This window comes from Amycolatopsis sp. NPDC051758 (genome assembly GCF_044453095.1).
In the GTDB taxonomy this organism is placed as follows: domain Bacteria; phylum Actinomycetota; class Actinomycetes; order Mycobacteriales; family Pseudonocardiaceae; genus Amycolatopsis.
In genome coordinates, this window is sequence record NZ_JBITCJ010000014.1 from 175344 (window position 1) to 188781 (window position 13438).

The 13438-nt window shown below is 70.2% G+C and carries 11 protein-coding genes; 7 read left to right on the plus strand and 4 right to left on the minus strand.

What is annotated here, in order from left to right:
• Positions 1-109 precede the first annotated feature (109 nt).
• Positions 110-1480 carry a hypothetical protein gene (locus ACIA5G_RS45685; RefSeq protein WP_395935302.1) on the minus strand — a complete coding sequence of 457 codons (1371 nt, stop codon included), beginning with the start codon at positions 1478-1480 and terminating at the stop codon, positions 110-112.
• A gap of 427 nt (positions 1481-1907) precedes the next feature.
• Between ACIA5G_RS45685 and ACIA5G_RS45690 the strand changes: the two genes are divergently transcribed.
• From ACIA5G_RS45690 to ACIA5G_RS45710, 5 genes are all read left to right on the plus strand, one after another.
• The gene (locus ACIA5G_RS45690) at positions 1908-2717 is read left to right on the plus strand and encodes an FHA domain-containing protein (protein WP_395935304.1); all 810 of its coding nucleotides are present in this window, start codon (positions 1908-1910) and stop codon (positions 2715-2717) included.
• 13 nt (positions 2718-2730) lie between these two features.
• The gene (locus ACIA5G_RS45695) at positions 2731-3108 is read left to right on the plus strand and encodes a hypothetical protein (protein WP_395935306.1); all 378 of its coding nucleotides are present in this window, start codon (positions 2731-2733) and stop codon (positions 3106-3108) included.
• A 118-nt stretch (positions 3109-3226) separates the two neighbouring features.
• The gene (locus ACIA5G_RS45700; protein WP_395935308.1) at positions 3227-3802 is read left to right on the plus strand and encodes a CGNR zinc finger domain-containing protein; all 576 of its coding nucleotides are present in this window, start codon (positions 3227-3229) and stop codon (positions 3800-3802) included.
• Between the two features lie 33 nt (positions 3803-3835).
• A complete protein-coding gene (locus ACIA5G_RS45705) occupies positions 3836-4825 on the plus strand; it encodes a zinc-binding alcohol dehydrogenase family protein (protein WP_395935310.1) in 990 nt (329 codons plus the stop codon).
• Positions 4826-4954: 129 nt separating this feature from the next.
• Entirely contained in the window at positions 4955-6193 is a 1239-nt protein-coding gene (locus tag ACIA5G_RS45710; RefSeq protein ID WP_395935312.1) for an ROK family protein, read from the plus strand.
• Positions 6194-6281: 88 nt separating this feature from the next.
• Here ACIA5G_RS45710 and ACIA5G_RS45715 read toward each other — a convergent pair whose 3' ends face one another.
• On the minus strand, positions 6282-6662 hold the full coding sequence (locus ACIA5G_RS45715) for an ATP-binding protein (protein WP_395935456.1): 381 nt from the start codon (positions 6660-6662) through the stop codon (positions 6282-6284).
• A 453-nt stretch (positions 6663-7115) separates the two neighbouring features.
• Here ACIA5G_RS45715 and ACIA5G_RS45720 point away from each other — a divergent pair, with 453 nt between their 5' ends.
• Both ACIA5G_RS45720 and ACIA5G_RS45725 read left to right on the plus strand, forming a co-directional pair.
• The gene (locus ACIA5G_RS45720; protein WP_395935314.1) at positions 7116-7946 is read left to right on the plus strand and encodes an SDR family NAD(P)-dependent oxidoreductase; all 831 of its coding nucleotides are present in this window, start codon (positions 7116-7118) and stop codon (positions 7944-7946) included.
• A 268-nt stretch (positions 7947-8214) separates the two neighbouring features.
• Positions 8215-9672, plus strand: a complete 1458-nt coding sequence (locus ACIA5G_RS45725; protein WP_395935316.1) for an alpha/beta hydrolase — start codon at positions 8215-8217, stop codon at positions 9670-9672.
• 42 nt (positions 9673-9714) lie between these two features.
• On the opposite strand, the gene ACIA5G_RS45730 is transcribed toward ACIA5G_RS45725, so the two are convergent.
• A complete protein-coding gene (locus ACIA5G_RS45730) occupies positions 9715-10314 on the minus strand; it encodes a TetR/AcrR family transcriptional regulator (RefSeq protein ID WP_395935317.1) in 600 nt (199 codons plus the stop codon).
• Between the two features lie 70 nt (positions 10315-10384).
• Entirely contained in the window at positions 10385-13087 is a 2703-nt protein-coding gene (locus ACIA5G_RS45735) for an AAA family ATPase (protein ID WP_395935319.1), read from the minus strand.
• Positions 13088-13438 lie beyond the last annotated feature (351 nt).

Sequence of the window (13438 nt, forward strand, 5' to 3'; positions counted from 1 at the left end):
GTGCTCGATGCGCGCTCGGCTTCAGTGCGCAGATCGACGAGGCGGGGCCGGGACGGCATGCACGCGGTCGTCCCGAGGTCGGGAGCCTCGGGACGACCGCCGCGGTGCGTCAAGGGAAACGGAGGAACACGTCCTGGGTCAGGAAGCCGTCGCCGGGTGCGAGGTTGGCGGCATCGGAGACGAAGGCGATCGCCTGCCCGTTGCGGACCATGGCCGGCTGGCCCGTGTTGGTGCCGCCGGTCGCCTGTGAGCCGTCGGTGGCGACGTTCCACCGCTCGGTCGGTGCACGCCCGGTCCGTGGTTCTGACATGTCACGCCGGAACACGTCGTCGATCCGGTTGGTGTCACCGCTGACGAGGTTGGTGGCCGAGGAGACGAACGCCACGATGCCGTCGAAGCCGAACGTGAGGCCCATCGACGGGGAGAAGCTCGGGCCGTTGGCCTGCTCGCCGCTGCTGCTCACGCTGGCCCGCGTGGTCAGCTGGGACGGCAGCTGCCGCACGAAGACGTCCCTGGCCTGGTTCGTGTCGCCCGCGACGAGGTTCGTCGCGTCCGAGGCGAACCCGACCATGACGCCGGCGGGGGACATCGACGGCGCAGTGCTGTTCCCGTTGGCCTGCGCCCCGGTGCTGCTGACGCTGACCCTCGTGGTGGTGCCGGCGACGAGATCGCGGACGAAGACGTCGTCGGCGCCGTTCGTGTCTCCCGGGACCAGGTTCGAGGCCGAGGAAACGAAGGCCACGTAGCTCCCGTGGGTCGAGGACAGGAAGCTTTGACCGTTGGCCTGCGCCCCGGTGCTGCTGACGCTGACCCTCGTGGTGGTGCCGGCGACGACATCGCGGACGAACACGTCACCGACGCCGTTGGTGTCGTTCGGCACCAGGTTCGTGGCGACCGAGCTGAAGGACACTTCGCGGGCGTCGTCACTGATCGACGCCGCCGCGCTTTCGCCGTTGCCCTGGACGCCCTTACTGCTCACGGACACCCTGTCCGTGCTCTGCGGGCTGTAGAGGTTGCGGACGAAGATGTCGAGGACACCGTTGGTGTCGCCGCTGACGAGGTTGGACGCGTTGGACTCGAAGGCCACCCGTTCGGCGAAGGTGCTCAGCGCGGGGCGGCTGCTGTCCCCGTTCGCCTGCGCCCCGCTCGTGCTCACGCTGGCCCGGATCGTCATCGGCACACCGCGGTAGCGGACGAACACATCGCGCCGGCCGTTGGTGTCGCCGCCGGCCAGGTTCGTGCCGTCGGAGTCGAACGCGACGATCAACCCCGTTTCGCTGACCGACGGAAACCGGCTCGTCTTGGCGTCGGCCTTCTGGCCGGCGGTGTTCACGTTGACGAACTCGGTGGTGTAACCGTCGGCGACAGCCGGCGTGGTGCCGGCCACGAGGACGCCGGTGGTGAGAACAGTGAGGACGGCGACTCGTCGGCGTCGGCGAGGGCCGGATCCTTCGAACCGTGACGGGCGGTGCAGATTCATCGAGCTCTCCTTCGGGGGTTCGCCGAACGCCTGCGGTTGCTTCGTCAGCGAACGTCCATTGCCGGTGTCCACCCTGAGCCGGAGCGGGGCTGTTGCGCATCGGTGCCGGCCACGGATCCGAGGATTCGGTGTCGTCCGTGGTGGGCACGGACGACACCGACCCATGTGTGGGAGCAGAAGAGCACACTTTCTTGCAAGACAGGGACCTCCTCCTCTTTGTTGAAGATTTCGGCAGCACAAGAACGGATCTTGCCGACTGTCATCGAGATCGATTTCAGCGAGCGCCCCGAGCACGTGAATGACAAACAACGGTGAACTGCGGCACGGCTCCCGGAGGAGTCGAAACGGGAGGCATTTCAGGTCGCCGCCAACGCTGTCGGAGGCGTATCGTGGGGGAAACATTTCGTTGGCGCCCTCGGAGACACTGATGGCCGCTCGACTGGTGATCACGAAGCCCGCCGCCCTTCGCGGGACGGCCTTCTCCCTTACCGTGGCCCGCATGGTCATCGGGCGCAGCGCCAACTCCGATGTTCAGGTCCAGGACTCCCTCGTCAGCCAGTGTCACGCCGTCGTGCTGCGCAGGGACGGGCGGACCGTACTGGAAGACCTCGGCTCGAAGAACGGGACGACGATCAACGGACGGACGGTGTTGTCGTCGACACTCCTGCGACACGGCGACGTGATCAGGTTGGGTCGAGCCGAGATGCGGTTCGAAGAGACGGCCAGAAACGAACAGTGGGACAGCACCGGCCTGCACGACGCCGTCCGGGACGGAGCTGATCGGTCCAACGCGGGGAATTTTGTCGTCGACCGGCAAAGCGCAGGATCGCTGTACAACGTCGGCGGCGATCAGATCATCCAGCAGATCCAGCAACGCGACAGCTTCCTCAGGGAAATCGCTGCGACCAAAACAAAGGCCACCCGGCTGATCTGGTTCGGCTTCCTGCTCATCCTGCTGGGTGGTGCCGCTTTCGCCTCGATGGTGCTGGGCTTCATGAGCGAAATCTGGGGCAAGCTTCCGAGTGGCGGAGACCCCGGCAGCTTCGTCCAGCCGGACCTGAGCACCCCGACGCTCGGCGGAGTGCCGGTCGGGCTGATCGGGTGGGCCGCGGCGGCGGTCGGTGGCGTCCTGGTTGTCATCGGCATCGTGCTCCATGTGGTCGCGACCGCCCGCCGGCGACGGGTGGAAGCTGAATATCCGGCCCTCCCGCCCCACCGTCCGCGCCGTTCTCTCTGAATGGAGTCCGCCCATGACGTTCAACATCGGTAGCCAGCACGCCGCGAATATCAACAACGTCGCAGGGGACCAGGTCATTCACGGTGGGCAGGCGGGGTACGCCGACTCCCGGGCTCTGCTCGACCGAGTCCGGCAGGAGGTCGGCACGCTACGGCTGCCACCTCCGCTCTTGACCCGGGTGAACGCCGAGCTCGAAGCCATCAACGCCGATCTCGGTACGCCGCGCTCCGACAAGCAGGCTGCGGCCGGGCGGCTCGGCCGCCTCGTCTCCCTGCTCAAGTCGGCCGGCGTCCTGGCCACGAGCGGGAGCGGGCTGGTGACCTCGCTGACCGCGCTGGCCAACTCCTTCGGCGCACTCGGCGAGCCGATCGGACGACTGCTCGGTTCCTGACGGAGTGCCGGCCGGACAGCCGCGTCCACGTTGAGCGCTGATCGAGGGCGCCACAGGCCAGCGGTGATCTCGCCCACAGAGTGCCGCGCGAAATAGGCTATCGAGTCATGCTTCTTTCATGACTTGGCTCGCTGTCGCGCGCTACGACCTCTCGCCCGCCCCGGGCGGCCTGGGGTTCGTCCACGACCTGCTCAACACCCGGTCCGCCGGCCGTCCCCGGCAGCCCGACCTGCTCGCCGACGTGACGTCGGCGCGGGAGTGGGCGGCCTCGGCGCTGGCGGCCTGGACCGAGGAAACCGGTCAGGACGTGCCCGCGGTCGCTCTCGTCGAGGAGGATCTCGACCCGCTTCGCGACCTTCGCGTCGATCTTCACGCGCACGTGGCCCGGGCGGCCGGACCCGGGCCGGAACACCAGGCCGGGGCGGTGCTCCGGCTCGGCCCGGATGGCCGGGTCCGGCCGGAACCGCGCGGCACCGGCTGGCGGGCCCTGGCTTCGCTCGCCCTGATCGCGATCGCGGACGCCCAGGCGGCCGACACGTGGCGTCGGCTCAAGGCGTGCCGCAACCCCCGGTGCGAGGCCGCGTTCTTCGACCGCTCGCGCAACAACAGCGGCACCTGGCACGACGTGCGCGTCTGCGGCAATCCGGCCAACCTGCGCGCCTTCCGGGCCCGGCAGCGTTCCGAAAAGAACTGAGCGCCAGACACCTATTTCGAGAGTGAGAACACCATGCGCGCGATCCAGTACGACGAGTTCGGCGAGTACGACGTCCTCAGAGCAGTCGATGCCCCCGTGCCGGTTCCGGGCCCCGGGCAGGCACTCGTCCGGCTCACCTTGGCGGGCGTGAACCCGCTGGACGACACCGTCCGCCGGGGCAAGCTCCCCGCGGCAGCAGTCGGGCCGCTGCCGATCCGGCCCGGCGGGTTCGGCGTCGGCGTCCTCGCCGAGCCCGGCGCGTCCGCGCTGCCGGCCGGCACCCGCGTCGTGCTCAGCGGCGGCCGGTACGGCGTGGCCGCCGACGGCACCTGGGCCGAGTACATCGCCGTCGACGCGAACCACGTCCTGCGCATCCCGGACGACGTCGACGACATCGCCGCCGCCGCGCTCACCGCGGCGGCCGGGCACCTCACCGCCCACCTCGCCCTCACCGAGCTCGCCCGGTTCCGACCCGGGCAGTCCGTGCTCGCGCCCGGCGTCGGCGGCGCGGTCGGGCAGGGCGGCGTGGACATCGCCCGGGTGCTCGGCGCCGGCGCGGCGATCACCACCGCGACCAGTACCGCGAAGGCCGAGCGCGGCCGGGCGGCCGGGTTCGAGGTGATCGACCTGTCCACCGAATCCCTCCGCGACGGTGTGCACCGGCTGACCGGCGGCCGAGGCGTCGACGTTGTCCTCGACGGCGTCGGCGGTCCCCTGACCGCAGCGGCGCTGGGCGCCCTGGCCGTGGACGGCACGCTGGTCAGCATCGGGTACGCGGCGAGCACCCGCACCGAAATCGACGTCACCGACCTCATCTGGAAGAACACCCACGTCCACGGCTTCCGGTTCGCCCTGTTCACCCCGGAGCAGATCAACGCCGCGAACACCCACCTGCTCGAACTGCTCGGCCGCAAGGAGATCACCCCGCTGGTCGACCGCGTGTTCCCGCTGGAGGAGGCCGCCCAGGCACAGCGCCACCTCGCCGAGGGCAGCCCGTTCGGCCGCGTCCTGCTCGCCCTCTAGCCGGAGCCAACGCACATCGGCATCAACCCGGTGTTGCTCGATGTGGTCGGCTACCGGCGGCATCGCGTGATTGCGCGAACGGCGCGATGGTGCGAGTCTGGCCGGAACACTCTACGCATCGGACACGACATGGAATTGCTGACGCCCTGGGCCGGTTCGAGGGTCGGGCTGGACCAGGATGAGATGCGTCGGCACAATCGCGGCACTTTTCTTCGCCTTGTGCACCTGAGTGGCGGAATCTCGCGGGCCGAACTCGCGAGACGGATGAACCTCAATCGAAGCACGATCAAAACGTTGACAGCGGAACTGAGCGCGGCGGGCCTGGTCCGGGAAGTGCCGCAGACGGACAATCGTCACCAGGGCCGCCCGTCGCTCATCGTGCGGCCGGAGACTCAGCGTTTCCACGTAGTGGCGTTCGACGTCGCGGTGGACCGGTTGGTCGCCGCCCGGATCGGGCTCGGCGGTGTCATCCTGGACCGCAAGGTCGCTGCCCGGCGCCGGTCCGGAGTCGATCTCGACCATGTGGTCACGACGCTCGCGGAGCTCGGCCGCCAGGTGACCGAGGCGGCGCCGTCGACGTCGACTTGCGTGGGACTCGGGGCCTCGTACTGCGGGATGATCCGTCCCGGCGACGGGACCGTCCGGTTCGGTCCCGACCTCGGATGGGTCGACCAAGCGTTCGGCGCCGAACTGGCACGCCGGCTGGGGCTGGGGCTGCGGGTGCCGGTGGGCAACGAGGCGCATCTCGGAGCGCTCGCGGAGCACCTTCGCGGGGCCGGGACGGGGGTGCAGAACCTCGTCTACCTGCACGGAGACGTCGGCGTCGGTGGCGGGATCATCGTCGGCGGCACGCTGCTGGACGGCGACGCGGGATACGGCTGCGAGCTGGGCCATATGGTCGTCAACCCGCACGGCGGGCGACCTTGTGGCTGCGGCTCCAGCGGGTGCCTGGAAGCGGAAGCCGGTGAACGAGCCTTGCTGGACGCCGCGCGCCGACCGGCGGAGGTCTTCGGTCGTGGCGCCGTGCGGGCGGTGGTCGCCGACGCGGCCGCGGGCGATGCCGACGCTCGGGACGCGCTCGATCACGTCGGGGATTGGCTGGGCATCGGCGTGGCGAACCTCATCAATCTCTTCAATCCGGCCGTGGTCGTCTTCGGCGGCATGTTGCGGGATGTGTACGCCGGTGTATTGCCGCAAGTTCGCAGTCGCGTCGCACGCAATGTGCTGCCGGTGGCGAAGGAAGAAGTGCGCCTGAGTGTGTCGGCGCTCGGGGACGACACCACCCTGATCGGCGCCGGCGAGCTCGGATTCTCGCGGCTGCTGCGCGATCCGTTGAGGGAAACGCTGCGGATATCGCCGACCGCTTGATGATCCGGCCCCGGTGTGTCACTCGGGAGCGAGCGACACGCACGACGCGATCGCGGACGGCGCCGCTTCGGTCGCAGCAGACCTGGCGTCAGCTCACGGCGGTGATCGCGGCCGTGATCACCTCGGTGACCTCGCCGGGCCGGGAGACGGTGAGCGCGTGCGATGCGCCGGCGAGTTCCACCGTGGCCTTCGCACCGGCCCGTTCGGCCATCAGCCGGTGGACCGCGACCGGGATGTTGCGGTCCGCGTCGCCGAAGACGAACCACGACGGCAACAACGGCCACGCCGGCGGGCCGGAGCCCTCGCGGAGGGCGATGTCACGCAGCGGACGCTGGGTGGCCGCGCTCTTGCCGATTCCCGGCTCTCCGACCAGCCAGATCGCGCGCCCGTCGGAACTGACGCCGTCCAGGCGCCCGAGCAGGGATCGCAGCTCGTCGTCACGCCCGATCAGACGCTGCCCGGTGGTCATGCTCACCGGAGCGAGCATTCACTCGAGAGTGCCTTCTTGTCCACTGACGCCCGAAACACCGGCTCACAGCCCGCCGAACCTTCCGGGTGATGGCAGCAGTGTCAGAGGCGAACCGGTTGATGTGCCGCTGTTGTGGAACAGACATCAGCTCGGTGGACGATCTCGACGAGTCCGTGGTCGGCGTAGAGGCGGAGCCGTTCGAGCTTCGGTTCTTTGCCGGGCCCGGGTGGCATCCCGAATGGCTCCGGATTCACGCCCGCCCAAGGCCACCCCACCATAAAAAGAATCAAGTCAAGACCCGAACCGACAAAACCGACGTTAAATGCGAAGTCAAGGTCGGACGGCGGCCGGTGGGTACCAGGTACCGATCGATTAGGCAGCTCTTGCCGACGCCGTACGGTCCGGCGGGGTCGAGGCTGGGTGCACCCCATCGCCCGTATGCAGGAGCTTGTCATGTCAATGGTAATTGTGACCGGAGCGTCGACCGGAATCGGCGCCGCCACCGCGCGGGAACTCGCCTCGCGGGGTTTCCACGTGCTCGCGGGGGTGCGCAAGGAAGCCGACGCCGAGACCTTCCGGGGGTCCGGCATCGAACCGGTGATCCTCGATATCACCGAGCCGCGGCACATAGCCGCGCTGGCCGCCCGGGTCAGTGACGAGCCGCTACACGCCCTGGTGAACAACGCTGGGGTTGGTCTGTTCGCACCGTTGGAGACGGTGCCGATCAACGAGCTGCGGTGGGTGTTCGAGGTGAACCTGTTCGGCACGGTCGCGATCACCCAGGCGGTACTGCCGGCACTGCTGCGCACGCGGGGCCGCGTCGTCAACATCAGCTCGGTAGCGGGCAAGGTCGCCCTGCCGGGCTGGAGCCCGTACGCCGGACCGAAGTTCGCGGTCGAGGCGGTCACCGACTCGCTGCGCCGGGAGATGGCCCCGCACGGCGTCCAGGTGGTTGCGGTGGAGCCCGGTTTTGTCAACACCGAGCGGATCGGGCAGGGCGAGGCGCACCGCCTGACCGACCAGCTGACCCCGGAGCAGCGCGGGCGGTACGGCGGGCTGATGCACGCACTCGCCTCGTACGGCGCGGCCGCCACGAAAACGGCGGCGTCCACCGCGGACGCCGCCCGGGTGATCGCCCGGGCGGTGACCCACCCGCGGCCACGGACCCGATACACGGTCGGCCGGGGGATGGGTGTCTTCACTCGGATGGCCGACATCCTGCCCGACCGGATCTTCGACCGGGTGGTGGCGTCGTCGCTCCGGCCGCACTACCCGAAGGCCTAGGGGTGATCTCCAGCCAGGTTGGTCAACCGGGTGATGGGTGCCGGCTTGCCGATGGCGGTGTGTGATCACGCGGGTCAGCCGGGACCCGGCTCCTTGTCACCATCAACGGCCTGCATCTCGTGATGCCGGCCGAGCCGGAACGAGTTGACCCCGCGCAGATCGACGTCCTGGTGCGGATGAACCCCTGACCGACCTCACCCCAAGAAGCGCCGGCCCAGGAGACGGGCAGCCGGCGAGCTGAAGCGCGCCCACTGACGAGAGGCAGGACATGCGAAAAACCATCACCATGATCGTCACCACGATGACGGCGCTGGCCGTCACCGGGGTGGCCCACGCGGAATCCCGTGACACCGCGCCCGTCAGCGTGACGTGGGCACAGTGCCCCGGCATTCCCGGTGCCGAGTGCGGCACGCTTCCAGTGCCGCTGGACTACCGGAAGCCCGACGGCAAGACGATCGAGATCGCCCTCTCGCGAATCAAGAGCACGAACCCCGAGAAGCGCCGTGGAGTTCTGTTCACCAACCCCGGCGGACCGGGGGTGGCGGGTCTGAGCTTCCCGGCCACGCTGATCGCCGACGGTTTGCCGCAGCGCGTGCGGGACGCCTACGACCTGATCGGGATCGACCCGCGCGGCGTCGGCCGGAGCACGCCGGTCACCTGCGATCTGACCCCCGAGCAGACCATCAGGGGAAACATTCCGCCGTACGCGGTCACCGCGAACGACGTCACGACGTGGGCGAAGGAGTCCCGCCGGATCGCGCAGCAGTGCGCCACGTCCTCGTCGGCGTGGATGCTGCCGCACGTCTCCACGGCCAACGCCGCGCGTGACCTGGACCGGATCCGAACGGCGCTCGGTGAGCGGAAGGCGTCCTTCCTGGGTTACTCGTACGGCACCTACCTGGGGGCTGTCTACACGACGCTGTTCCCCCGGAACAGCGACCGGGTCGTGCTCGACAGCAGCCTGCCCGAGAAGGGCTGGGACGCCGAGGGCGGGCGGGGCTTCGGACGCGGCTTCGAGGAGCGGTTCCCGGACTTCGCAAAATGGGCGGCGGCCCGTCCCGGGTACGGGCTCGGTCACACCCCGGCGCAGGTACGGGCGAAGTACTTCGACCTCGCCGGGCGACTCGACCGCGCTGCCGTCCAGGGGGTGGACGGCCCGGCGTTCCGGCAGTACTCCTTCATCTACAGCTACGACGACCGGCAGTTCCCGTTGTTGGCGGAGTCGTGGAAGGCGCTCGACACGAACCAGCCGCTGCCGGTGGTCGACGACGGCGCGGCTCCGGACCCGGAGAACGCGATCGCTGCGCGCCTCTACACGGTCTGCGCCGACTCGCGCTGGCCGACGAAGGTCAGCACCTATCAGGCCGATGTCGCGATCGACCGGATCCGCTACCCGCTGTTCGGCGCGGCGGCGGCGAACATCCAGCCGTGCGCATTCTGGCGCGACCCGGCGGAGGAGGCGGTCCGGATCGGCGGGCGGGGACCGGCCGACGTGCTGATCGCGCAGAACGACCGCGACCCGGGTACGCCGTTGGCCGGCGCTCAGCGCATGCGGCGGGCGCTCGGCGACCGCGCCGTCATGGTGCACGCCGACCAGGGCGGCCACGGCGCGTTCGTCTTCACGCCCAACCGCTGCCTCAACTCGACCGTGGAATCGTTCCTCGCCGGCGGCGAGCGGCCGGCGCGCGATCTGCGGTGTGCGGCCGAGTCCGGCGCCCGGCGATAGGGACACGGATGCCCGGCCCCGCGTCACGAGGGGCACCGTCGATCAGGCCGCTGACGGCCAAGCGAGCCGGTTCGGGTCGGCGATCATCGCGACGAGGGCGGTGACCAGCTCCTCGGCGCCGGTGTGCCACTTGTCGGCCGTGAGCTGGCCGCTGATCTCCATGCCGATGATGCCGTGCGCGCTGGTCATCAACATCGCGGCGTAGCGCCGGGCGTCGTGTTCGCCGACGACTGCCGCGATGATCTCCAAGAACTGGAGGTGGCTGGGCTGTGCCGCGCGAGCCATCACGTCCGGGTCGCCGACGGGGTTGCCGAACATCAGCCGGTAGAGGTGGGGACGCTCGCGGCCCATCGAGATCAGCGCCATCAGCGCCCCGCGCAGCGTGTCGGCCGCGGACAGCTCCGCGTCGGCACGCAGCGCTCGGATACCGGCGCCGAGCCGGTCCCAGGCTTCCGCCCCGACCGCGGTCAGCAGGCTCTCCTTGTCGTCGAAGTGCCGGTAGGGCGCTCCGCGGCTCACGCCGGCGCGCGCTCCGACCTCGCGCAGGGTCACGGCCTCGACGCCGCCGAGATCGAGCAGCTCCGCGGTGGCGTCGACCAGTGCGCGTCGGGTGGCGGCAGACGATTCGGCACGGCTCACCATGCGGTCATCCTAGTTTCGTCATAGGAGGAAAACGTAATTCCCGCGGCAGGCCCGCGTCGGCAACAGGTGACTACTTGAACCGGTCGTGGACCAGCAGGTCGGGGTGGTCCCTGAGCTGCCGCCGTGAGGTGATGCCGAGCTTGCGGAAGATGCTGCGCAGATGCGCGTCGACCGTGCGCTTGCTGATGAACAGCTGGCCGGCCACCTCGTTGGAGGTGGCGCCGGACGCGACGAGGCGGGCGACGGCGACCTCCTGCCCGGTGAGTTTCTCGTAGGCCTGCACGGATCGGGAGTGCATGCGCTCGCCGGTCGCGCGCAGCTCGCCGGCGGCGCGCCGGGCGAACCCCTCGCTGCCCGACTGGGACAGCAGCTCGTGCGCGGTGTGCAGGTGCTGCCGGCAGTCGCGGCGGCGGCCCTCGCGGCGCAACCATTCCCCGTACAGCAGGTGCGCCCGGCCCAGGTAGGGCACGACCCGGCCCTCGGAGAGCAGCTCGATCGCCTCTCGGAAGTGCTCCTCGACGCCGGTCACGAGACCTCGCGCGTACGCGGTGATCCCTTGGCCGACTGTGGTTCCACTCGCCTCGGTGCGTTCGGTCAGGCCGGCCAGCGCCGTGGCCGCAGCCGCATGGTCGTTGCAGCGGACGGCCGCCTCGATGAGCTCCGGCAGGGCCAAGCCGGTGAGGAAGACGTCGTGGTGCTCGGTTGCCCGGCGGGCGGCGGCGAGGGCGGCCGGGTAGTCGGCGAGCCCGTTGTTCAGCGTGGCCGCGGTCGCGTCCAGGTTCGTCACCTGCCCCGCGCGTTCCGGGGTGTTCCCGGCCAGCCGGACGAGCTCCCGGAATTCGTCGCGCCGGCCGCGGTGGGCGGCCAGGTGCAGCCGGTGGTAGACGAGGGAGACGATGCCGGCCGCGTCGGCTATCGCGGCCTCCTCGGCGGCGGCGGCGATGGCCTGTCCGATGTCGCCGATGATGACGGCGTCGATGGTCTTCTGCGCGAGGCCGAGCTGGAGCAGCATCGGGGAGCCCGATTCGCCGCCCTCCTTCACCAGCCACTCGGCGATGGTGGTGTGCGTTTCCGGTTCCCACAGCTCGATGGCGATCATCGCGGCCAGGGCCGGCCGCCGGACCCACAGCGGCTCGTCGTCGCCGTGGAGGATGTGGCGAAGCAGCGGGGTCGCGGTCGAGTATCCGCTGGTGACCAGTTCCAGCAGCGCGTCCAGCAGGTCCGGGACGTCCGACGTGGGGGCCGCGGAGCGAGCCGCGGTCACCACTTGATGGATCACGCCGCCGCCGCGCCCGACGAGCAGGCTCATCTCGAAAGCGTCCAGGAAGCAGTCCCGGGCGCGCGGCGGATCCAGAGTGGACAGCCGGCTCGCGGCGCGCGTCATGAGCACCGGGCCGGCGTTGTCGCGGTGCTGGGTGAAGGCGGCCCGGCCCCGGAGCAGATCGACCCGGGCGTGCTGGAACTCGGTCAGTTCGGCGGTCTTCAGGGTGGAGAGCAGTTCCAGGGCCACGTCGGTCAAGCCCGCGTCGAGGTTCGCCTGCCCGGCCGCCAGGGTGCGTTCGATCCGGCGTCCGGGGGCCAGCGACAGGGCCACCGAGCGCTCGAGGAAGCCCGCCGCGGCCGCCACGCCGCCGCGCGCTCGCGCCCGGGACGCGCACCTTTCCAGCTCGGCGGCGATGTCGTCGTCCGGGCTGGCGCTGGCCTGGGCGCGGTGCCAGGCGCGCCGGTCCGGCGCCACCTGCGGGTCGGTGGACTCGGCCAGCGCGTCGTGGGCCAGGCGGCGCTCGGCGGCGGGGGCGGCCCGGTACACCGCCGACCGGGCCAGCGGGTGGCAGAACCGGACCCGGTGACCGAACTCGGCCAGTCCGGTGCCGGTCGCCTCCGCGCCGGCCAGGGTCAGGTCGAGGCCGAGGTGACCGGCGGCCGTCCAGAGCAGGCTCGGGTCGCCGGTCGGGTCGGCGCTGGCGACGGTGAGCAGTGTGCGGGCCTGGTCGGACAGGCCGGTCAGCCGGTCCTGGAAGCCGCGCTCCACGCGGGATGGGACGGACGAGCCGTCGGGTGGCACGAACCCACCGGCGCGGGGCAGCTCGAGCAGCGCCAGTGGGCTGCCCTGCGCCTCGGCGACCAGCCGGTCGCGTACCTGCTCGTCCAGCGGGAACGGGCTACGCGTGGTCAGCAGGGACTTGGCGTCCTCGTCGTTCAGACCGCCGACGAGGAGTCCTGGCAGCTCGTCGAACTCATCCCCGCTGCCCGGGCCGGATCGCACGGCGAACAGCATCGCGATCGGGTCGGTTGCGAGCCGGCGGGCGAGGAAGATCATGGCTTTCAGCGACTCGCCGTCCAGCCACTGCGCGTCTTCGATCAGGCAAAGCAGCGGCTGGTCCTGGGCTGCGGCCGTCAGCAGGCCCAGGGCCGCGAGGCCGACGTGCAGAACCTCGGGCGTCCCGTCTGCCAGGCCGAAAGCCACCTGCAGGGCGTCGCGGTGGCGGGGTGGCAAGGAGGTCAGGTGTTCCAGCATCGGCATACACAGCTGATGCACCCCTGCGTAAGGGAGTTCCTGCTCGAACTCGGAGCCGGAAGCGTGCACGACGCGGAACGCCGACGCCTCCAGCGTCGCATCTGCCAGCAACGCGGTCTTGCCGATACCCGCTTCGCCTTTGACGACCAGCGCGCCGCCCTGGCTCGAGGCAGCGTTGCGGATAACTTCGTTGAGACGGTGCCTCTCGTCATGCCTACCGATGACCAGGCCGAGCCGAGATGACGTCGTCAACATGGCCACGACAGTAGCGGATCGCACATCAGTGCAGAGCCTGCCGACGCGGCGTCGGTCGAGATAGGCAACTCCTGCCGATGCGGCCGAAACCGCCGGAAAAGCACCGTGGTGCGGTGCAAGCAATCCTCATCTTCACCGACCTGACGCTGGCCGTCCTGATGCTGATCGCCGCGCCCTTCGCCGGCCTTCGCGCGTCTCGATGGTGGCTCTCCACGCTCGCCGCCCTCGCGCTGGGCCGCCTCGCCGTGGCGCTGATCCTGCTGCCGAGCGGGTGGCTCCTGGTGGACACCCGGCTCACCGTTCAGGTGCCACTGGCTCTCCTGCCCGCGCTCTGGGCGGCGGCCCGGCCCA